The sequence below is a fragment of the Humiphilus diazotrophicus genome (assembly GCF_059726315.1).
This window is the reverse complement of record NZ_AP040870.1, coordinates 2,005,558-2,026,377: the sequence shown is the minus strand read 5'-3', so window position 1 is coordinate 2,026,377 and position 20,820 is coordinate 2,005,558. Positions and strand designations below refer to the sequence as shown.

Genomic DNA, 20,820 nt, shown 5'->3' with positions numbered 1-20,820 from the left:
TTCTTTTCACCCCATTTTGCTTACAGCAGGCCAAATGGGGTGAACTTGACCCGAAGAAACACCTAGCCAACTGCCAATAGCTGTTTTCGGTATTTCCATACTCCGTAAGCGACTCCTAATATAAGGAGCCCGATGTATCCCCACAGAAGAATTTTTGACCATCCTGCAAGATAGTGGGCCCATACCCTGACGATTCTGCGGCCATAGGTCGTAGCCAGCCATGCGAGCAGGCTATAGCGAATTGTTCGTCCAATAGCGAACGATATTAGGAAACGACTTCGGGTGACGCCCAGGCTCCCTGCTGCAACCAAAACCGGCATCAGCGGTATCGGTGGAGGCAGCAATGCTGCGATGCCTACCGATAAACGCCCGCGTTGCTTCACCCAGCGACTTATCGGTTGCAGGAATCTGTGAGGCACGTATTTATTCAGGACAAATTCACCGCCCTTTTTCCCTGCTGACCAGGAAAGATAACCGCCAAGGACAGAACCTGTGATCGCACAAGCAGCCACATAAAAAGGATTGCTTCGGTGGACGATTAGCAGCAGCAAGACCAGATCTGCGCTTCCCGGGATAAAAATCGGGATGAGGGACGAGTCGACAATTGCCAAGCCAAACAGGCCTATTCCCCCGAGATGGAGTAGCCATCTCAAGGTGGAATTACCCCTCCGGTGTTGAATCGTCGTAGTTGTTGATATCAAAAATGGCAACACGCAAAGGTTTGGACGCGTGTTTGTTGAAGGATGCTGTTCCTGAAAAGGAGAAGACTTTTGGTGCGGAGGGATCACCGTGATTCCAGTCACCGCTATTTGAGCAAAAACACGAGATTCTGAAAGTGAACCTTCAAACTAGGAAAATGCATGAAGAATCTTGCTGTCTTGACAAGCGGCGGCGATGCGCCGGGTATGAATGCTGCAATACGTGCGGTCGTTAGGACCGGTTTGTCCCGAGGATGGACGGTATGGGGTGTTCATCAGGGCTACTCAGGTTTAATTGAAGGGCAATTTCGTCGTCTCGGGACCCGAGACGTTAGCAATATTGTTCAGCGTGGCGGAACGGTACTAGGTAGTGCGCGGTGCGCCGAGTTTCAAACGGAGGAAGGCCGCGAACTGGCTATCCGTCGTATGCGAGGTGCAGGGATTGAAGCCCTGGTTGTGATCGGTGGCAATGGTTCGCAGACCGGATCGAATGCTCTCCACGAGATGGGTTTTCCCGTGGTCGGTGTTGCCTCTACGATTGACAACGATCTTTTTGGATCGGATGTAACAATCGGTGTGGATACTGCACTGAATGTGGCTGTTCAGGCTATCGATAACCTAAAGGTCACGGCATCTTCTCACAATCGCGCTCTTTTGATTGAAGTCATGGGACGCAAATGCGGCTACCTTGCTCTGATGGCGGGGATTGCCGGCGGTGCTGAAGCCATCATGCTTCCGGAAATCAATATTAGTCCGGAACAGATCGCGCATAAGATCCAGGAAGGCTATGAACGTGGCAAACCTCACGCCATCGTAGTCGTGGCTGAAGGTGCGGAGTACAACGCCGAAGGGCTTTGCGAATACTTCCGCAAGAACGAGTTACTGCTCGGCTACGAATTCCGCGCCAGCGTACTTGGTTATGTACAGCGTGGTGCCACACCTACCGCCGCCGATCGTTTGTTGGGAACAAGGCTCGGCTCGGCCGCAGTAGAAGCTTTGGCCGACGGGAAATCGGGTGTTCTCGTTGGAATCGAAAAGAACGACATTATCACGACTCCTTTGGGTGAGGTTGTAGATCGCAAAAAGCCCCTAGATCCGTGGTATTTGGCGGCTGCCGATCTGCTGGCGAGGTAACCATAGCCTGTAGCTCTCGGGCGTTTTTAGATTTGGCCTATGACGAATCGCACTTTTTGGTGGGGTTCATCATAGGCCTGTCTTCTTTCTGGACCCGACCAACTCTCTACCAGAGAGCTGGAATTTGTAGTTACTTCATAGAAATTTCAGTTTTTCTACCGGTGGCAAAATGCCTGCTTCTGCTGCATAAGCGTAGAAAAGCTCCATTCCGGCAATGCAATCCTCATCGAGAACGTAGTGGATATAGTCCGTTAAGTAGCTGCGGATGGTAGCTTCCGGAACTGCAATACGGGTACTCCACTCCTTGACCAAGTCTTCAATGTGAGCCAGTCCATGGTCTCGAGAGCTCAAAAAATCTTCTGTGACTAATTCTGTTTCGATTTCCGACGCTTCAAGTGCTTCCGGTCTGGCAGTCCAGAGCGCAGAGATCCAGGGAACCCCGGTTCGCTGGTTCCATTCATTGGCCAGATCGTAGTAGGTAAGCTTTTCTCCCGTTTGGACTTCTCTTTGCTGCTTCTTCTCAAGAGCTAATAGCGCCGGGTCTCCGATCAGGAGTGCCGCATCGGCACTTGCCAACATTGCGTCAAGGTCCGGGGGGTGGGGACGAAATAGCACTTTTTCATTCCAGTACCTGTGGAAAAGAATCTGTGCGTAAGCGAAGGTAGCTCTGGATGAAGTATCTGCGGCGACCGTGCGGATCTCTTCCAGAGGCTGATTGGCTCGCGTAATGAGCTGTAACGAACGGATTCGTCCAAGGGAAGCGATTGTGCATCCGGGAAGAAACTTCAGCCCCGGGGTTAGAGCATATGCCGTAATGGGAACGAGGCCGATATCTGCTGTTCCTTCGGCCAATTCGATTGCACATTGCGAAGGCATGGTTTTGTGGATGAGGTATCGTTCTGCAAGCCGGGAACTGGCCGGTTCGTGTTCGAAATCCCACATAAGGGGAGCTGGATTGAGAAAGTCAATGGCCGATATGCGGAGTAGATTCAGGGGAGTACGACTCACCTCACCAGTCTATCAACGCTGTGGAAAACTGGTGCAAGACTTGACTTCCCGGCTAGCCCCAGCTACTTTGAGCGCATCCCACGCGTGAAACAGTTCATGGCTGGTTTTGGCAATTTGCACCAAAAATGTTGCAGATTTAGCCCCTGTGGAAAGGTTTTTAATTAGCCTGTTCGTTTGGAAACAGGATTTGAAATTTCATGACGCCGACCCCTTCCTCTACACCGACTCCTGATTCTGTTTCCAAGGCTGTATTGGATGAGACACGTCTGGCCTGGCTGGCCATGGTGCTGACTCCAGGTTTGGGTCCAAAACGAATTTTGCAGGCTGTGGAAAAGGTGGCGGATGTAGCCAGTATTCCCTATCTTCCCTTGACGGAGCTGGAATCTCTGGGCTTTCCTGCCGCTGCAGTTCAATTCCTGGCATCGAGTCAGTCCCGGGAAGACGCTGCGGTGGAGTGGCAAAAATTACAGGAACAGGGTGCCACGCTCGTTACCTGGAGCTGCAAAGATTATCCGGAGAGGCTGCGACACATCTTCGATCCGCCTCCTGTTTTGTGGGTGAGGGGGAATACGGAGGTTTTAAACAATCATTCCATTGCAATCGTAGGTACCCGTCATCCGACTCCCTATGGCACGGGAATGGCTGAGAAGCTTTCCCGAGACCTCGCTTCCCGTAAGCTGACTATTATCAGTGGAATGGCGCGCGGGATCGACAGCGTCGCTCACCAAGGAGCCCTGGCGGCCAAGATGCCGACAATTGCTATATGGGGAACCGGGATTGATGTGATTTATCCCAAAGAAAATAAAAGGCTTGCTGAAGATATTCTAGCCGGGGGCGGTGCCATTGTTTCAGAGTATCGTCTCGGAACATTTCCGGCTCCTCAGAATTTTCCACGGCGAAATCGCATTATTAGTGGTATGAGCCTGGGTGTATTGGTTGTTGAGGCAGGCGAGCACAGCGGTACCAGGGTAACGGCCCGTTGTGCGATGGAACAGGACCGGGATGTGTATGCTGTTCCTGGTAACGTCACTACCAAGAATGCCTGGGGCCCCAACATGTTAATTAAAGATGGGGCGAGGCTGACGACAGGGTGGGAGGACATCTGGGAGGGACTTCCCAGTCAGGTAAGGCTGGAGCTGGAGGCTCAGTTAGGTGTTGCATCCGAGAGCCCTGGAGCCGCATCGTTATTCGAGCAGGCACCGGAGACCCCGCAAGAGGCCCTGATCCTGAAAATGCTCAGCCCTGACGAAGCTTTGCATTTGGATGAGTTGTTGGAGAAGGTTGAGTCGGATTTGAGTTCCTCAGAGGTCTTTATGGCTTTGTTTGAACTGGAAGCGAAGGGACGGATCCGGCAACTTCCCGGCAAGAACTACGTTAAGAGCTTATGAGTTGTTGAGAAATTCTTCGGGCCAACGTCGCTTATGCCGCAAAGGTTGAGTGGATGAAAATGGCCTGACATGGTAGCTTGCAGAGATTGTAGGACTAACATTTGCGGGGCTGGACGCTTGGGAGACAAACTCCTGGTTCAGCAAGCCGAAAGAGTACTCGGCTGAAGGATGGAAATGAGTAAAGCACTCGTGATCGTTGAATCGCCGGCAAAGGCCAAAACGATCAATAAGTATTTGGGCAAAGGCTATTTGGTAGAAGCCTCTCTTGGCCACATCATGGATCTGCCGAAGAACAAGATTGGCGTCGATCTTGAGGATGGCACCTTTGAGCCTGAGCTCATCGTGATGCCCGATAAAGAAAAGATCGTCGAGAAGCTGAAGAAGGCTGCTTCCTCTGCAACCGAGGTGTATCTGGCGCCTGACCCTGACCGCGAGGGTGAAGCGATTGCCGCACACTTGGCCATTCAGCTCAAATCAGTTGTAAAGCCCGGACAGATCCGCCGTGTTACGTTTAACGAAATCACGCCTAAGGCTGTTCGTGCAGCCTTCGAACGTGCACGTGATGTCGATCAGAACCTGGTAGACGCACAGCAGACGCGTCGTGTGCTTGATCGCATTGTGGGTTATCAGATCTCTCCTTTGCTTTGGGACAAAGTGCGTCGCGGACTTTCTGCCGGCCGTGTGCAGACGGTTGCCTTGCGACTCATTGTCGAGCGCGAAGAAGAGATTAAGAAATTCAACTCTGTCGAGTATTGGACGCTCGACGCCGATCTGACTCCAGGCAAAACAAAGAAGGATAAACATTTCCGTGCCCGCTTTATCGGGATCGATGGAGTGAAGGCAACAGTTGAGACAGTCGACGCTCCTTCACTTCCTGATAAGGAAGCGGCTGATGCCATTCTGAAGTCACTCGAAAAGGGAAAGTGGACAGTCCGTACCATCAAGCGTCAGGAACGGCGCAAGAGTCCTGCTCCACCCTTTACAACCAGTAAGCTTCAGCAAGATGCTTCCCGCGCACTGGGTTTTACCGTGAAGCGCACAATGGGAGTTGCACAACGTCTGTATGAGGGTGTGGAACTCGGTGATGAGGGAACTGTAGGTTTGATCACCTACATGCGTACCGACTCGACTCGTGTGTCGCCCGAGGCGATTGAGTCTGCCCGCAGCTGGATTGGCTCGCAACTGGGACCTCAGTATCTTCCGGAGAAGCCAAATACTTTCAAGAGCAAGAAAGATGCACAGGATGCTCACGAAGCGATTCGTCCGACCGATGTTGCTCGCCATCCGGATGAGATCAAGAAATATCTGAGCGATGAGCAATACAAGCTATATAAGCTTGTGTGGCAGCGCTTTGTTGCTTCGCAGATGGTTCCGGCCCTTTATGACCAGACCATCATCGATATTTCTGCTCAGGCCGATCGTCGCTACGACTTCCGCGTGACAGGTTCCGTGGTTAAGTTCGAAGGTTTCATGAAGATCTACGAGGAGACCAAAGAAGGCTCCGACGCAGATGATGAAGCTCTGAAAAACAAATTACCCGACGTGCACGAAGGACAGGCTCTTACCTTGCTGGAGCTGAATCCGGAGCAGCACTTCACTGAGCCTCCTCCGCGCTACAACGAAGCCTCGTTGGTCAAGACGCTCGAAGAGCGGGGCATTGGTCGTCCGTCGACCTACGCCGCCATCATCAGCACGATTCAAGAACGTGAGTATGTGCAGAAGGTCGGCATCGGACGCGGTGCAAAGTTTGTTCCTACCGAAATCGGAACGGTAGTGACACGGCTCCTGGTGGAGAACTTCCCTTACATCTTCGATACGCAATACACCGCCAAGCTCGAAGAAGAGCTGGACGAGATCGAAGAAGGTAACGAGCGCTGGACTCAGCTTCTTAAGGGCTTCTACAGCCATTTCGAGAAAGAACTCGAACATGCTGAGAAGCACATGGAAAATGTAAAGCGGATGGAAAAGCCCACTGATGAGAAGTGTGACAAGTGTGGCTCTCCGCTGGTTCTGAAGTGGGGCAAATTCGGCTCCTTCTATGCCTGTAGTGCATATGACAAAAAGGATCCAAATAGCTGTAACTTCACCAAGGAAAACACCATAGCCCTGCCGGAGCTGGATCAATCTGAGACGCAGGCGACCGATAAGGACGATGAATACTGCGAGAACTGCGGTCGTGCTATGGTGCTCAAACGCGGACGCTTTGGTACCTTCATGGCCTGCACAGGCTATCCCGAGTGCAAGACGACGCGCCGTCTGGATCAGAAAGAACAACAGAAGCCACCGCAACCACTGGACGAGAATTGTCCTCAATGCAGCAAGCAGCTGGTGTTGCGTCATGGCCGTTTTGGCGAGTTTGTATCTTGCAGCGGTTATCCGAAGTGCAAGTACATTAAGCAGAACCTTGTCGGCATGAAGTGCCCGAAGTGCGGTACAGGCGATGTTGCCGAAAAGAAAGCTCGTCGCGGTAATGTCTTCTATGGCTGTACGAATTATCCGAAATGCGACTTCACCTCGAACGGTAAGCCTGTCGCTGAAAAGTGTCCCGAGTGCAGCAGTCCTTATCTGGTAGAGAAGTCTCTGAAGTCTGGTGTGTACTTGGCTTGCCCGAATAACAAGAAATCCACAGGCGAGGAAGAGGCACCCAAGAAGCGCAAAAAGAAGGCCGCTGCAGAAGAGGAAGCCGCACAGGCGGTCAACTGCAGTTATATGAAGAAGATTGCAGATCCCCAGCCGGAAGCGGTTCCAACTGCCGCAACCCATGGCCCGGTTCCAGAGGAAGCTCCTGTGACCGTGTAATGCAATGGAATGGTGTAGAAAAGGTCCCTTGTCTCCAGAGGCATGGGACCTTTTCTTTTGGGGCCTTGTGTTTCCGTCCATCATTCTTGCAGAATTACTTTGGTATTAGCAGACTTGCCAATAGCCCCGGAGGAAGATGCATACTCATTGCTGGCTAGAGCTGGGTTAGAAGAAAGCTCAGGCCCCTGGAGGTTTTCCCCTATATGCGATGGCTTCCTGCTGTCCTGCTCCTTTCCTCTATAGCTGCTGTAGCTGCTGACCAGCAGTCTTCCAAAGTTAACGGCTGGATAAGCGATTCAATGTGTGCTCAAAAGCACGCCGGAAATCCAGCTGTCAGCTGTGTGAAGAAGTGTATAGAGATGGGCTCCAAGCCTGTTTTTGTCGATGACGCCCAAAAACAGGTGTGGTCAATCGACAATCCCGATGCGGTTACAGCTCATTACGGGCACCATGTTGCTGTTACCGGGACTGAGGATAAAAGTTCCAAGTCCATTCATATCAATAAAGTAGCCATGCTTCCCGATCAGGGAAGTGGTGGTCATCAGTAAGTGGCTCTGTTTCAGTGAGATACCTTCGTGGGACCCGGTTTTGGTTGGTCCACTGCTTACTTTTCCACAGGTAAGCAGAAGCGTTTTTTATTGTGAGGAGTCTCTTTCACAGTGAGATTTCACTTTGGGGAGAGACTTCTCGCTTGTCTTTGCGTCTTCTTCCCCGGCGGACGAGGTGACCTCCGGTCGCCTACGCCCTTGCTTTCTGATACTTTCAAGAATGGATTTCAGGTAACAACCGGAAGAAGAAATGGCAAAAGCAATCTGGAATGGAAAGGTGATCGCTGAGAGCGATACCGTTGAAACAGTTGAAGGAAATGTTTATTTTCCGGAATCTTCCGTGAATCGGGAGTATCTCCGCCCCAGCTCGACCACGTCTACCTGCCCATGGAAAGGGCAGGCTCGTTACTACAGCCTGTTTGTCGATGGACAGGAGAACCAGGATGCTGCCTGGTATTATCCCGATCCCAAGCCTGCCGCCAAGAAGATTAAGCACCATATCGCCTTCTGGCGCGGGGTGGAGATTGAGAATAGCGAAAGCTCAAAAGCGGACAACGATAAACCTGTCAGCTAGGTTCCGGCCAGCTAAAAGGCGGTCAGCAAAAACTTGCACCGGAGGCTAGCTTCCTCCTGCAGCCCCTGACTAATCTCAATTACGAGCTAAGGTCTGGTGTTTAACAACGAATTTAGCTGCCCGCTTTTTCGCTGTCCGGACCTTAGCTGTTTTTAGAACGCCTGCAATTGTTCCAGCGGCAATCTGACCTGGAAGCATGTCTTGCCTGGCTTGGATTCTACCGTGAGGAATCCACGATGTTTTCTGACTACGCGCATAGCTGCGTCCAACCCCAGGCCAAGACCTTTTCCCGGGGCTTTGGTCGTGAAGAATGGTTCAAAGATCCTGTCTTTTGCCTGATCCGGAATGCCAGGGCCGTTATCTCCTACCTCAATCAGCATCATTTCGCCCGAGATCCGGCAGGAGAGTCGAATAGTGCCCTTTTCTTCAATGGCATCCAGAGCGTTTTCGATCAGGGCCATCCAGACCTGGTTTAGTTCGCTGCCGTACGCACTGATGCGTGGCAGATCGGCCTGATAATCCCGAATGATCTCAACCTGTTGCATACGCGATTGCAGCATTTGCAGCGTGCTTTCCAGTCCCTGTGGAACATCGATTTCCTGAATAGCCGCCTGGTCCACGAAGGAGTACGCCTTGACGGCACTGATTAAATCGAAGATCCGGGCAGTGGAGTCCAGGATTGCCTCTGCGATATTTTCTGCCCGCAGAGACGAGGAGAGCTGCGAGAGAACGACCCCCACGGCCTCCGGTTCGAGAAATTCGGCCAGAGGTTCCAGATGTTCGGCACAAAGACCGATTTCGGATAGCTCCGGGGCAATACGCCAGGGTTCGGCAATGGAGTGCTGGTTCAGCCAATGCAGGATGTGGTCCTCCCGCTCCGTGATCCGGTCGAGGGGGCCATTCTGACGAAGCCGGCGGATATTTTCGTCCCAAGCGCGCACTTGGGCGATCTGCTGATCATTGAGGCACAGAGCCCCTAGACGGAACTTCTGCCGTCCATAGGTGCGCAGCTCGTCCAGCATGCCACTAGCCGCTCTACGAGCCGCAGAGGCGGGATTATTGAGCTCGTGGGCAAGGTTGCCTGCCAGCTTTCCGAGCGCAGCTAGCTTTTCGGACTGTTGCTCCATCCGGGTGACCTCCCGGACGCGATCCAGAAGTACATTTACGACCCTCTGAGCGAATGAGGGAATGGCCTCCAGGATCTCAGGAAACATGGAGCGGTGGAACTCAAGTGTCCATATGTCGGTGACGGCATAGCCCTGCCCGCCATGGGTCTTCATGCGGGAGAAAGGCAAAACACCCGTGATCTGCCCTGAACGCCCAATGAACAGCGTCTGCGGCCCATTGCGTTTCCGCTGAACATGAATCTCCCCTTTCAGGATGATGTTCATGTTGTTCGCCGGAGCACCGTCTTCAAAGAGAATGGCGCCGCTCGGAGCGAACTTTTCAGTTCCATTCTGTGCCAGCCACTCATATTCGCAAGGTTCCAGGCCCTGAAGAGGGCCGACGCGCTCGAGTGCAGCGACAATCTCAGGTATCGGAGTCGGGGGCGGTTCAGTCAAGGAGTGCGCTGTAGTGGTGGTATTCATAGGAATCCCCAGCATTGGGCCTTTTAGGTTTCAGTGGTCGATCAGAGAGCCACAAAGTGTAGCTATTTTTTTCATCCAATTTTGCCAACGATCGACAAAATTTGAAGATCTTGATTCTCTAATGGGATGCTCCCACAGCGATTGGCTTTCGCTCTAGACCGAAACCTAGAATGCTCCAGTTCATTATCTGTGAAAGTTGAACGGCGGATGAATCAATCGCAATTGTTTATGTCGGAAATAACTTATCTTCTCAACCCGAAATTCCACGGGGTGGGGGAAGAGCAGGATAGCATGGCGTGGCTAAGTCGAATGGAATCAATAGTCACTGTGGACAGCACAAATCCTCCGCCAGTAAGCATTCTCTACTGAGAGACGTATTTGGTCGTAAGGTTTTTCCGCGAACGCCGAAAAGAGGAGGGCAGATGAAGAGAAACAGGACTCGAGCGGTTTTTCGATCCGCCCGAGTCTTAAGGATTGGACTTACTTCTTAGCTGGTACGCCGTTTTCCATGGCGACGGGATCCAGGAAGCTCATGCCTGCGCGCAGCTTGGAGCCAACCTCTTCAACCTGAAGGGCAGCTTCTGCTTTGCGCATCTTCTCGAATTCCTTGCGGCCGGTTTCGTTTTCCTTGATCCAGTTCCGGGCAAAGGTTCCGTCCTGGATGTCGGTCAGCAACTGCTTCATTGCCTTGCGGGACTCGTCATTGATGACACGCGGTCCGGCGATGTAATCACCGTACTCAGCTGTATCGGAAATCGAATAGCGCATGTAGGAGAGGCCGCCGCGATAGATCAGATCGACGATCAGCTTCAGCTCGTGCATGCACTCGAAGTACGCCATCTCCGGCTCGTAACCGGCATCGACCAGAGTCTGGAAGCCAGCCTTGATCAGTGCGCTTACGCCACCGCAGAGAACAGCCTGCTCGCCGAAGAGGTCGGTCTCGGTCTCTTCCTTGAAGGAGGTCTCAAAGACGCCTGCGCGGGTAGAGCCGATGCCCTTGGCATAGCTCAGAGCAAGGTCACGGGCCTTTCCGCTGGCATCCTGGTGAATAGCGATCAGAGCAGGAACACCGCCACCCTCGGTGAAGACCTCGCGAACGCGATGTCCAGGGGCCTTGGGGGCAACCATGGAAACGTCAATGTCCTTGCTGGGAACGATGGTGCCGTAATGGATGTTGAATCCGTGAGCAAACATCAGGGTTTTGCCAGCGGTCATGTGCTGTTTGATCTCTTCGTTGTAGAGCTTACCCTGTGCGGTATCAGGTGCGAGAATCATCACCACATCCGCCCATTTTGCAGCCTCGGCAGGAGTCAACACTTCCAAGCCCGCCTTCTGTGCCTTCTCGATGGAACGGCTGGTTTTGGGCAGGCCGATGCGGACATCGACGCCGGAATCCTTCAGACTCAGCGCGTGGGCGTGTCCCTGGGATCCGTAGCCAATGATAGCTACCTTTTTCTTCTGGATCAGTGTGATGTCTGCATCCTGGTCGTGGTACGTCTTCGGCATTCTTTTCCTTTTCCTCTCAAATTAAGAAACAGATACGGTTTCCATACGGATGATTGACTGCTACAACTCTTCCGTAGTTACAGCTTCAGCTTCGGGATTATCGACCTCTACTATTGGGGCAGAAGGAAGCGCGCCCATTGCTTTGAGGACGCTGCTGGTGTGCTGTCCCCGCCGCATTACCATGCGGCCGGTTCGCGAGATCTCCAGGATCGAATCGGCGCTCTCCTTGAGAACCTGGATTAATCCCTCGATCTTGCTCTCCACACCGGTAATTTCAATCATCAGCGACTCCGGTGCCAGATCGACGACTCTGGCACGAAAGACCTGGACCAGCTCAAAAATGTGAGAGCGAGTCTGTGGTGTCGCCGCAACTTTGATCAAGGCCAGCTCCCGGGTAACGCTGGAATGCTGGCCGATGTCGTCTATGTCAATAACGTTTTCCAGCTTGAAGAGGCTGGCCATGATCCGATGACCGGAAGAGGGCGAAGCCTCGGCAACCAAGGTCATGCGAGATATGCCAGGACGCTCCGAGCGACCCACTGTTACAGACATGATGTTGATATTGAGCCGCCGAAACAGCGATGCGATTCGTGTCAACACTCCGGGCTTGTCTTCTACGTACGCAACAAAGGTATGAAGCATGGCTTTACTTGTCTACCGCCGTTTCTATCAGCGGATTTTTTGACGGCCGCCGAATCATCTCATGAAGAGCCGCGCCGGTCGGGATCATCGGATAAACCGAATCTTCCTGTTCCACCAGGAAATTCAGCAAATAAGGGCCCTTACTTTTACGTGCGTCTGCAACTGCCGGTAAAACTTCACTCCGTTTCCGGACTGCCTTGCCTGGAATATTAAATGCATCGGCCAGCTTGACGAAGTCCGGGCTCAGAATGGGGGACGACTGATAGTTCTTCTCATAGAAAAACTCCTGCCACTGCCGCACCATTCCAAGATACCCATTGTTCACGACTGCAATATTAATGTCCAAGTGTTCCTGAGCGATGGTTGCCAGCTCCGCGCTGGTCATCTGGAAACCTCCGTCTCCAACTACCACCCAGACTTCCTTTTCCGGACAGGCTACTTTGGCACCGATCGCTGCGGGAAGAGCAAAACCCATCGTGCCCAAACCGCCGCTGGTAATCAGTGTGCGGGGCTCGTCATGCTTGTAATACTGAGCTTCCCACATCTGGTGTTGCCCTACATCGGTAACAATGATTGCTTTGCCTTCGGTTGCCTTCCATAGATCGTGTATCACGTGGGCGGCAAAGAGGTGTCCATCGTCGGGAATGTTTTTGATGTCACGAACAGCTGCATTGCCCTTAAGGTCGTTGATCTTTTGCAGCCATGCTTTTCCTTCACGGCTGGGAATGCGTGGAAGCAGCTCCTCCAGCGCTCTGGTCAGATCTCCAACGAGTGCTACATCGACCTTGACGTTCTTATTAATTTCGGCAGGATCGATATCGATGTGAATCTTCTTTGCATTTGGCGCATAGGTGGCCAGTGAGCCCGTTACACGGTCGTCAAAGCGCATGCCACAGGCGATGAGCAGGTCGGATTCCTGGATAGCATGGTTGACCCAACTCTCTCCGTGCATGCCCATCATGCCCAGATTCAGCTCGTGCGAGGCAGGGAAAGCGCCGAGACCCAGCAACGTGCAAGCTACCGGAGTATTGGTTCGCTCTGCCAGCACTCGGATCTGTTCAAAGGCTCCGGACTTGATGATTCCGTGTCCGGCGAGGATGACAGGACGCTTTGCACTACGGATCAATGAGGCTGCAGAGTCCAGCAGTTCGGGACTGAGTTCCAGCATCGGATGGGGCCGATAGGCCCGCGGTGCCGCTGCTTCAAAGTCGAACTTCGCCAGATTCTGTTGTGCATCCTTCGTAATATCGACCAGCACCGGTCCAGGTCTGCCTGAACGAGCAATCTGGAAAGCCTCGCGAAGAACGGGAGCAATATCCTCAGCTTTGTTTACCAGGAAATTGTGTTTCGTTACTGGCAAAGTAATACCGGTGATATCCACTTCCTGGAAGGCATCCGTACCCAGGACTTTGCTTGACACCTGCCCTGTAATGCAGACCATCGGAATCGAGTCCAGCATTGCAGTGGCAATTCCCGTTACCAGATTTGTCGCACCAGGTCCTGAGGTTGCGACAGCTACGCCGACTTTTCCCGAGGCGCGCGCATAGCCATCGGCCATGTGCGAAGCGCCTTGTTCGTGGCGTACGAGAATATGGCGGATCGGGAATTTCCGGAGTGCATCGTAGGCTGGAAGGATTGCTCCTCCCGGATAGCCGAAGACATCACGTACACCCTCGCCTACTAGCGTTGCCCACAGAATCTCTGCGCCTGTGAGCTGCGCCTGTTTTTCCATCGAGGGCCCTCCGGTTGTATTGGCGTCGTTCATGTTGGTTGCTCCTGGCTTAAGGTGATTACTGCTTTGTCCTTCGCCTGTCCGGGACGGAGGATGGTTGTTATTGCATGAAAGTTATGCGCGTGGTCTCAACCAAGTGGCGCTCTCGTGTTGTGCTTCGTATTGATCAAGAGCGGCAGCGTGGCGAAGCGTAAGACCAATGTCATCCAATCCTTCCAGCAAGCAATACCGGCGGAAGGGATCTACCTGGAATTCAGCCGTGAAGCCTTGATCGTCGCTAAGCTTCTGCTCTTCCAGCGAGACGGTGATCTTGTATCCGGGGATCGTTGTAGCTCTCTTGAGAAGTGTCTCAACCTGCTCCTCTGTGAGCTTTACGAGCAGAATTCCATTCTTGCCTGCGTTCGAAAAAAAGATGTCGGCGAAACTCGGCGCGATGACGCAACGGAAACCAAAGTCGGAGAGCGCCCAGGCTGCGTGCTCACGAGAGGAGCCACAACCGAAGTTTTTTCCTGCGATAAGGATTTCAGCTCCCTTATAACGGGAATCATTCAATACGAAATCGGATATCGGCTTGCCGTCTGCCGTCTGTCTCCAGTCGAAGAAAAGAAAATCTCCATAACCGGTGCGCTCGATGCGCTTCAAAAACTGCTTAGGAATGATCTGGTCGGTATCGACATTTGCGCGGTCGAGAGGAGCCGCCAGAGAGGTCAAAGTGCGAAATGGCTTCATTACTTAGCTCCTGAACTCCCAGTGGCGCACATCGGTAAAGTGTCCGGTGATTGCTGCGGCTGCGGCCATCTCCGGGCTGACAAGGTGCGTGCGCCCGCCGCGTCCTTGGCGTCCCTCAAAATTGCGATTGCTGGTAGAGGCACAACGCTCACCTGGGCTCAAAACATCGGGATTCATGGCCAGACACATCGAGCATCCCGGCTCACGCCATTCAAACCCTGCCTCTTGGAAGATGCGATCCAAACCTTCCGCCTCGGCCTGTGCCTTAACCAGCTGCGATCCGGGAACAACCATGGCCTGGACCTTGCTGCTGACCTTGTATCCGGCAGCTACCTTTGCGGCAGCGCGCATGTCTTCAATACGTCCGTTGGTGCAGGAGCCGATAAAGACGCGGTCGATAGCAACTTCTTCCAGTTTGATCCCCGGCTTCAGTGCCATATATTCCAGTGCCCGTTCAAAGGACTTGCGTTCGATTTCGTCCTTGGCTGCGGCCGGATCCGGTACCGGAGCATTCACGGGAATAACCATTCCTGGACTGGTTCCCCAGGTTACGTAAGGAGCCAGATCCTCTGCTTTGATCACCAGTTCTCTGTCAAAGGTAGCTCCCGGATCGGTGGTCAGCTTGCTCCACTCCGCAATAGCCTTGTCCCAATCTGCGCCCTTGGGAGAGTTCGGACGGCCTTTGAGATAAGCGAAGGTCGTTTCGTCGGGAGCAATCATGCCTCCGCGAGCGCCAGCTTCAATGCTCATATTGCAGAGCGTCATGCGGCCTTCCATCGAAAGGCTGCGAATGGCTGAGCCTGCATATTCGAGGATGTAACCCGTAGCTCCGTCTGTTCCAATTCTTCCAATGATTCCGAGCGCAATATCTTTCGCAGTAACTGCGGCCGGAAGCTTGCCTTCGACCGAAATGCGGAAGGTTTTCGGCTTGGACTGGGGCAGAGTTTGGGTTGCCAGAACGTGTTCGACTTCCGATGTACCGATACCAAAGGCCAGAGCTCCGAAAGCTCCATGTGTGCTGGTATGGCTGTCACCGCAGACGATGGTCATGCCCGGTTTCGTGAAACCCTGTTCCGGTCCGATGACATGGACGATGCCCTGATCCCGAGAATCGATGTCGTAGAGCTGGATACCGAATTCCGCGCAGTTCTTGCGCAGTGTCGCCATCTGCTTTGCTGCGATTTCGTCGGTGATAACCAGACGCCCTTCCTTTGTGGTTGGGACGTTGTGATCGACCGTGGCAATGCAACGGTCCGGACGGCGAACTTTACGCCCTGCCAGACGAAGCCCTTCAAAAGCCTGCGGCGAAGTTACTTCATGCAGCAATTGCAGGTCGATGTAAATTAATGTGGGTTCGCCTTGAGGCTCAGCAACAATATGTTGCTCCCATACCTTTTCGAAAAGAGTTTTTGCCTTCTCTGCCATTTCCTGCCCATCTACTCCGAGTACTTGAAAATCTTGCTGCTGCTCTGGCGCCGACTACGGATGTAATCAGCGCCAGAGGAAAGAGACACGTCTCCCCTGGTTTTCACCACGGAGCAATGCAACAAGAATCTCTAAACGGCGTGCATTGCCTGACGCCGGTCGATGATTTCATTGAGCACTTCATGGACGCGCTTGCCCATCTCGCTGGTGGAGACGACGGTCAAGCCAGCCTGGGATCCGCGTGCCAGATCGGCTGTGCGATATCCCTGCTCTAGAACTCTGCGAACAGCTGTTTCAATTGCCTGTGCATCCTGTTCCAGACCAGCGGAGTACCGTAGCAACATCGCCGCAGTCATAATTGCGCCCAAAGGATTTGCTAAGCCCTTGCCTGCAATATCCGGAGCGGAGCCGTGTACCGGCTCGTACAGGTTCACGGAGCCACCGAGGGTTGCGGAAGGCAGCATGCCCAAAGATCCGGTGATGACAGCCGACTCGTCGGTGAGAATGTCTCCGAAGAGATTCTCTGTCAGCACGACGTCGAAATTGCGAGGCGTATTCATCAGGTGCATTGAGCAGGCATCAACAAACTGGTGTTCCAGCGTGACATCCTTGTATTCCTGCGCAACTTCAGTGACGGTAGCGCGCCAGAGCTGGGAGACTTCAAGCACATTGGCTTTATCTACCGAGGTCACCTTCTTCTTGCGCTTGGAGGCCAGCTCAAAGGCGATGCGTGCGACGCGAGCAACTTCGTCTCGGGTATAACGCATGGTGTTCCAAGCTTCTTTTGCTTCACGATCCCAGCGGCGAGGCTCACCGAAGTACAGACCACCAAGCAACTCGCGAACGAAGAGGATATCGACTCCTTCGATCACGTTTTCCTTGAGAGGGCTGTTTACGGCCAATGCCGGAATCGAAAAAGCCGGACGAAGATTGGCGAAGCCGCCGAGTGCCTGACGAATTTGAAGCAGTCCTGCTTCCGGTCTGCGATCCGGAGGCAGGGAATTGAACTCATTGCTGCCCACAGCACCTAGAAGAACTGCATCGCTTTCCAGTGCTGCTTGAAGCGTCTCAGCAGGCAGCGGTGTTCCTGCCTTATGAATCGCTGTTCCGCCAATCGGCATTTCTGTGAACTGAAAATCGTGTCCGCCGAGTTCGGCGACTGCGCGCAAGATCTGTACTGCCTGATTAGTTACCTCAGGGCCAATTCCGTCTCCCGCGAGTACCAGCACTTTCAAAGTCATCTTCGGAAATATCTCCAATCTAGTTACGAATCCAACAAGACTTACTGAAAACTAAGCAAGATCAATCGCTTCAAAGGCTATTGCCTTGTGTTGAAGGTGCTCCGGTCGAAGATGCTCCGGTACCAGGCCGATCAGGTCCTGGTCGTAAACATGCTTCTTGTGGTCTGCCAGAGCGACGAAACGATGATAGGTATCTTCCAGTTCTCCGGAAGAGAGCTGGAATCCCAATTCTGATAAACGGTGCTTCAGTGCATGGCGTCCGGAGTGCTTTCCCAGAACCATTCGGTTGTGAGGTACGCCTACCGACTCCGGAGTCATGATTTCGTAGGTCAGCGGGTTCGAAAGAACACCGTGCTGGTGAATACCCGATTCGTGAGCAAAAGCATTGGCTCCTACGATTGCCTTGTTGGCAGCCGGTCCGAAGCTGATGATGCTCGAAAGCAATTCGCTGATCGGATAGAGCCGATTCAACTGGATGCTGCTGTCGAAGGGAAAACGATCTTTGCGAACATGAAGGATCGTTGCTATCTCTTCGAGAGCTGCATTTCCGGCGCGCTCCCCGATTCCGTTAATTGTGCACTCAACCTGACGTGCTCCCGCCAGGACAGCTGCCAAGCTGTTGGCTACTGCCATTCCCAGGTCGTCGTGACAGTGGGAGGAGAGAATGATGCCCTTTGCATCGATCTCGGGAATCTGTTCCCGGACACGGCGAAACATTGCTCCATATTCTTCCGGAGTGGTGTATCCAACCGTATCGGGCATGTTGATGACATTTGCCCCGTTTTCGATGGCAATGCGCACCATCTGAACTAAGAAGTCCGGATCGCTGCGTGTGGCATCTTCGGGGGAAAACTCAACATCGTCCGCATAGCTATGAGCCAGACGGACGCATTCTGCGGTCCGCTCCAGAGCTTGTTCGCGAGTGATTTTGAGCTTGTACTCAAGGTGTAGATCGGAGCAAGCCAAAAAGGTGTGAATACGGCCGAGCTTTGCATGCTCGATCGATCTGGCTGCTGCTTCAATATCCTCTTTTCGGCAACGTGCCAAAGAGGCGACCCGGGTTCTTTTTAGTTCCCGGGCAATAGAGCTGATGGAGGCGAAATCGCCTTCGGAAGCAATGGCGAAGCCAGCCTCCAGGATGTCCACCCCGAGGTCTTCAAGGGCATGCGCCATCTGGAGTTTTTCATTCGCCGTCATGCTGCAACCAGGTGACTGTTCGCCGTCACGCAAGGTCGTATCAAAAAAGTAAACGTGATCCTGGTTCATCCGTGTCCTGCCGGGGAAGATTCTTGCAAGCTTTGTCAGTTTCGCTCGACTATGTATATAACGCAAGCTTATTATACTTTTAGTGTTCATTAGAAAATCTGATAGTAGGCCGTTCTGCTGGGAAGGTCGTTAGAACCGCTTATGGATATTCATCAACTGGAAACCTTTCTTGCAGTTGTGGAGGAGAAAAGCTTTTCGAGGGCTGCCTCCCGATTGCATCGTACTCAGCCTGCGGTTAGCCAGATTGTTCGTAAACTCGAGTCGGATTTGGGGGAGGCGCTTTTTGAACGGACCTCGCGGGATGGTTCTCTTACAGCGTCAGGCGAACTTTTAAAGGAGTATGCCGAGCGAATCTTGCGCCTGAGGAACGAAGCCTCTTCGGCGTTGCTGCAGCTTCGTTCTTTGGAGCGGGGAAAGCTGCGTTTGGCCGCGAACGAGTATACCTGTCTATATCTATTGTCTGTTTTGGACGTCTTCCGGCGCCAATATCCTCAGATTGACGTTACCGTGCATCGATCGCTAGCCAGCCATATGGCAGAGGAACTGGAGCAGCGAACCGCGGAAATTGGAGTTCTTTCTTTTCGTCCTCCAGAGGACCAGTTCCGCTCGATTGCCGTTTATGCCGACGAGGTGGCCTTTGTGGTGAATCCCAATCACCCCTTGGCAAGGGAGGGCCGGGTGGCAATCAGCGACCTTGGGGCGGAAAATTTTGTGGCCCATAATGTGCCTTCGCCGCTACGTAAGCATGTGATCGAGACCTTCGCCCGACACCGGACACCGCTCAATATGGGGGTAGAACTTCCCAGTCTGGAGGCCATCAAGAGATTTGTGGCCATGGGAAATGGTGTGGCTCTGGTTCCGGGGCTGACTGTTTCTCGCGAGCTCGATGCCGGGGTCTTGGTGAAAGTGATGGTCCCGGAATTGGAGTTTCGCCGTCAGCTTCGATTGGTACACAGGCGGAATGCCTCTCTTTCCTACGCTGCAGTAGCTTTTCTGAAGTGTGTCAGAACGGTGGCAAACGAGCGTGGTGCTCCATTCCTTTATCATGTGGAGCGCGCTTCTTAGGGGAGACCCGGGCGAAAATCGCGAATTCTTTTCAAACATTTGTGGAAATAGCGCAGGGAATTGCAAGGAAGCCTCCGCGAAGGCCTTCTGCCATTTACAATGAGCTGAACAGTTCGCGTAACGGATATGCGCGACGAATCCGACGAGCCTGAGAGGCGTGTTGCCTGCCGGCTGGTTTTGCAGGCGAGAGGTTGTAGATCGAATGAAGAAGATTGGATTGTTTGTGCTCCTGCTGCCCTTCTTGGCTATTGCAGGATTGGCTCAGGAGAGCAGGCAGGACATTAGTTTCGGCGTAACAGGCATTTTCCCGCCGTTTATCAGCAGCAGCACTAACGTGCAGCAAACCGGGACCTACGGGCTTGGTGGACTGCTTAGCTACCGCTATATGCTCACGCCGCGCAGCGCATTGGAGCTGAACTACCAGTACGGGCAAAACTCTAACAAATTCATTGCACCTAACCTAGACTGGCGTGCACATACCCGCATGCAAGAGATTTCTGGAGCTTACGTTCGCAATTTTACCTACAGAAACTGGAATCCGTTTCTGGAGGCTGGTATCGGCGCCTTTCTCTTTTCGCCGATTAACGATACTTCCACAACCAGCCAGGGTTTCAAGCGGGCCACGAATATCGGTGCTCTGTACGGTGGCGGAATCGCTTATGAGATCAGTCCCAGCTTTGATGTTCGGGTAGAGTATCGTGGCGTCATTGTCAAAGCTCCAAATTTTGGGGACGATCAGGTTAAGACAAATCGCTATTACAACCTAAACAATCCCGTGATTGGAATTGCTTACCACTTCTAGTCTGAAGCAGCCTTAAACATAAATGGCCCGGGATTGATATCCCGGGCCATTTATGTTTAGCTTTGTTTCTGTCGGAGCTTTTAGAAGATGCGATAACTGACTCCGACATTTGCTCCGTAGGGATTGATAGCGCCGCCCGTGAAGTCTGGCCAGTGCTGGAATTCAAAGTCTGCAGCACGGATCGTCCACTTGCGATTCAGGCGGTAGTCGATACCTCCTCCGAAGCCGTACATGAGATATCCACCATCCCCTGTGATGCTTCCGGCGTTTGTGGGGAAGGTGAATTTACCGACTCCTACAAATCCTTTGGCATAGGGATGGAACTTTCTCCAGGTAAGGAAGTTGACCCTTGGGCCAATTTGGTAGTGGTCTTCATGGAGATCGATGTTGTTATGGATGCGAAGCCAGCGTCCTGCTGCTTCAAGCCCCCAGCGACGATTCACATCGAAGTCGACGTAGACTCCGCCTCCCCCGATTCCGTCAGCGATGTAGTCCGGATGGTACAGGGATACTGTTCCACCTACGCGGAGGGCAGAGTCACCTCCACGAGCTCCAGCCGTGACCTGTGCCATCACTAATCCTGGAGATATTACGAGCAACAAAAATAAAACTAATTTGCTTTTCACTCTTTAAGACTTCCTCCTGAGCAAAATCAGGTGTGAAAACGAGAGCCG

The 20,820-nt window shown here is 52.9% G+C and carries 18 protein-coding genes; 7 read left to right on the top strand and 11 right to left on the bottom strand.

Annotated features, from left to right (window positions below):
* Nucleotides 1–62: 62 nt before the first annotated feature.
* On the bottom strand, nt 63–653 hold the full coding sequence (locus tag AC6I7T_RS09470) for a VTT domain-containing protein (protein WP_497793127.1): 591 nt from the start codon (nt 651–653) through the stop codon (nt 63–65).
* Nucleotides 654–860: 207 nt separating this feature from the next.
* Between AC6I7T_RS09470 and pfkA the strand changes: the two genes are divergently transcribed.
* On the top strand, nt 861–1,832 hold the full coding sequence (pfkA, locus tag AC6I7T_RS09465) for a 6-phosphofructokinase (RefSeq protein WP_497793125.1): 972 nt from the start codon (nt 861–863) through the stop codon (nt 1,830–1,832).
* A 135-nt stretch (nt 1,833–1,967) separates the two neighbouring features.
* Here the strand turns inward: pfkA and AC6I7T_RS09460 are convergent, their stop codons facing one another.
* A complete protein-coding gene (locus AC6I7T_RS09460) occupies nt 1,968–2,840 on the bottom strand; it encodes a menaquinone biosynthetic enzyme MqnA/MqnD family protein (RefSeq protein ID WP_497793124.1) in 873 nt (290 codons plus the stop codon).
* Nucleotides 2,841–3,037: 197 nt separating this feature from the next.
* Here AC6I7T_RS09460 and dprA point away from each other — a divergent pair, with 197 nt between their 5' ends.
* The 4 genes from dprA (at nt 3,038) to AC6I7T_RS09440 (ending at nt 8,149) form a co-directional block, all read left to right on the top strand.
* Complete coding sequence (gene dprA / locus AC6I7T_RS09455; RefSeq protein WP_497793123.1) at nt 3,038–4,228, top strand: DNA-processing protein DprA; 1,191 nt, start codon at nt 3,038–3,040, stop codon at nt 4,226–4,228.
* A gap of 174 nt (nt 4,229–4,402) precedes the next feature.
* Nucleotides 4,403–7,027 (top strand): type I DNA topoisomerase, encoded by a 2,625-nt coding sequence (gene topA, locus AC6I7T_RS09450; protein WP_497793122.1) that lies wholly within the window; start codon nt 4,403–4,405, stop codon nt 7,025–7,027.
* A 203-nt stretch (nt 7,028–7,230) separates the two neighbouring features.
* Nucleotides 7,231–7,575, top strand: coding sequence for a hypothetical protein (locus AC6I7T_RS09445; protein ID WP_497793121.1), 345 nt, complete (start codon nt 7,231–7,233; stop codon nt 7,573–7,575).
* Nucleotides 7,576–7,825: 250 nt separating this feature from the next.
* Nucleotides 7,826–8,149, top strand: a complete 324-nt coding sequence (locus AC6I7T_RS09440; protein WP_497793120.1) for a DUF427 domain-containing protein — start codon at nt 7,826–7,828, stop codon at nt 8,147–8,149.
* A 152-nt stretch (nt 8,150–8,301) separates the two neighbouring features.
* On the opposite strand, the gene AC6I7T_RS09435 is transcribed toward AC6I7T_RS09440, so the two are convergent.
* The 8 genes from AC6I7T_RS09435 to AC6I7T_RS09400 all read right to left on the bottom strand — a co-directional run bounded on the left by AC6I7T_RS09435 (nt 8,302) and on the right by AC6I7T_RS09400 (nt 18,279).
* Nucleotides 8,302–9,738: a sensor histidine kinase gene (locus tag AC6I7T_RS09435; protein ID WP_497793119.1), complete on the bottom strand. Its 1,437-nt coding sequence runs from the start codon at nt 9,736–9,738 to the stop codon at nt 8,302–8,304.
* A gap of 480 nt (nt 9,739–10,218) precedes the next feature.
* Nucleotides 10,219–11,244, bottom strand: coding sequence for a ketol-acid reductoisomerase (gene ilvC, locus AC6I7T_RS09430; protein ID WP_497793118.1), 1,026 nt, complete (start codon nt 11,242–11,244; stop codon nt 10,219–10,221).
* Nucleotides 11,245–11,304: 60 nt separating this feature from the next.
* Complete coding sequence (gene ilvN / locus AC6I7T_RS09425) at nt 11,305–11,886, bottom strand: acetolactate synthase small subunit (protein ID WP_497793117.1); 582 nt, start codon at nt 11,884–11,886, stop codon at nt 11,305–11,307.
* Nucleotides 11,887–11,890: 4 nt separating this feature from the next.
* Nucleotides 11,891–13,651: a biosynthetic-type acetolactate synthase large subunit gene (gene ilvB / locus AC6I7T_RS09420; RefSeq protein ID WP_497793116.1), complete on the bottom strand. Its 1,761-nt coding sequence runs from the start codon at nt 13,649–13,651 to the stop codon at nt 11,891–11,893.
* Between the two features lie 81 nt (nt 13,652–13,732).
* Nucleotides 13,733–14,347, bottom strand: a complete 615-nt coding sequence (gene leuD / locus AC6I7T_RS09415; RefSeq protein ID WP_497793115.1) for a 3-isopropylmalate dehydratase small subunit — start codon at nt 14,345–14,347, stop codon at nt 13,733–13,735.
* A gap of 3 nt (nt 14,348–14,350) precedes the next feature.
* Nucleotides 14,351–15,772 (bottom strand): 3-isopropylmalate dehydratase large subunit, encoded by a 1,422-nt coding sequence (leuC, locus tag AC6I7T_RS09410; RefSeq protein ID WP_497793114.1) that lies wholly within the window; start codon nt 15,770–15,772, stop codon nt 14,351–14,353.
* A gap of 131 nt (nt 15,773–15,903) precedes the next feature.
* Nucleotides 15,904–17,013, bottom strand: a complete 1,110-nt coding sequence (leuB, locus tag AC6I7T_RS09405; protein ID WP_497793113.1) for a 3-isopropylmalate dehydrogenase — start codon at nt 17,011–17,013, stop codon at nt 15,904–15,906.
* A 51-nt stretch (nt 17,014–17,064) separates the two neighbouring features.
* Nucleotides 17,065–18,279 (bottom strand): 2-isopropylmalate synthase, encoded by a 1,215-nt coding sequence (locus tag AC6I7T_RS09400; RefSeq protein WP_497793112.1) that lies wholly within the window; start codon nt 18,277–18,279, stop codon nt 17,065–17,067.
* Between the two features lie 141 nt (nt 18,280–18,420).
* Between AC6I7T_RS09400 and AC6I7T_RS09395 the strand changes: the two genes are divergently transcribed.
* The gene (locus tag AC6I7T_RS09395) at nt 18,421–19,344 is read left to right on the top strand and encodes a LysR family transcriptional regulator (RefSeq protein ID WP_497793111.1); all 924 of its coding nucleotides are present in this window, start codon (nt 18,421–18,423) and stop codon (nt 19,342–19,344) included.
* A 202-nt stretch (nt 19,345–19,546) separates the two neighbouring features.
* On the top strand, nt 19,547–20,146 hold the full coding sequence (locus AC6I7T_RS09390; RefSeq protein WP_497793110.1) for an outer membrane beta-barrel protein: 600 nt from the start codon (nt 19,547–19,549) through the stop codon (nt 20,144–20,146).
* 80 nt (nt 20,147–20,226) lie between these two features.
* On the opposite strand, the gene AC6I7T_RS09385 is transcribed toward AC6I7T_RS09390, so the two are convergent.
* Nucleotides 20,227–20,772, bottom strand: a complete 546-nt coding sequence (locus AC6I7T_RS09385; RefSeq protein WP_497793109.1) for an outer membrane beta-barrel protein — start codon at nt 20,770–20,772, stop codon at nt 20,227–20,229.
* Nucleotides 20,773–20,820: the final 48 nt, after the last annotated feature.

Coding starts and splice junctions, on each gene's coding strand:
- pfkA (WP_497793125.1), top strand. CDS start 861: ATGAAGAATCTTGCTGTCTTGACAAGCGGCGGCGATGCGCCGGGTATG.
- dprA (WP_497793123.1), top strand. CDS start 3,038: ATGACGCCGACCCCTTCCTCTACACCGACTCCTGATTCTGTTTCCAAG.
- topA (WP_497793122.1), top strand. CDS start 4,403: ATGAGTAAAGCACTCGTGATCGTTGAATCGCCGGCAAAGGCCAAAACG.
- AC6I7T_RS09445 (WP_497793121.1), top strand. CDS start 7,231: ATGCGATGGCTTCCTGCTGTCCTGCTCCTTTCCTCTATAGCTGCTGTA.
- AC6I7T_RS09440 (WP_497793120.1), top strand. CDS start 7,826: ATGGCAAAAGCAATCTGGAATGGAAAGGTGATCGCTGAGAGCGATACC.
- AC6I7T_RS09435 (WP_497793119.1), bottom strand. CDS start 9,738: ATGAATACCACCACTACAGCGCACTCCTTGACTGAACCGCCCCCGACT.
- ilvC (WP_497793118.1), bottom strand. CDS start 11,244: ATGCCGAAGACGTACCACGACCAGGATGCAGACATCACACTGATCCAG.
- ilvN (WP_497793117.1), bottom strand. CDS start 11,886: ATGCTTCATACCTTTGTTGCGTACGTAGAAGACAAGCCCGGAGTGTTG.
- ilvB (WP_497793116.1), bottom strand. CDS start 13,651: ATGAACGACGCCAATACAACCGGAGGGCCCTCGATGGAAAAACAGGCG.
- leuD (WP_497793115.1), bottom strand. CDS start 14,347: ATGAAGCCATTTCGCACTTTGACCTCTCTGGCGGCTCCTCTCGACCGC.
- leuC (WP_497793114.1), bottom strand. CDS start 15,772: ATGGCAGAGAAGGCAAAAACTCTTTTCGAAAAGGTATGGGAGCAACAT.
- leuB (WP_497793113.1), bottom strand. CDS start 17,013: ATGACTTTGAAAGTGCTGGTACTCGCGGGAGACGGAATTGGCCCTGAG.
- AC6I7T_RS09400 (WP_497793112.1), bottom strand. CDS start 18,279: ATGAACCAGGATCACGTTTACTTTTTTGATACGACCTTGCGTGACGGC.
- AC6I7T_RS09395 (WP_497793111.1), top strand. CDS start 18,421: ATGGATATTCATCAACTGGAAACCTTTCTTGCAGTTGTGGAGGAGAAA.
- AC6I7T_RS09390 (WP_497793110.1), top strand. CDS start 19,547: ATGAAGAAGATTGGATTGTTTGTGCTCCTGCTGCCCTTCTTGGCTATT.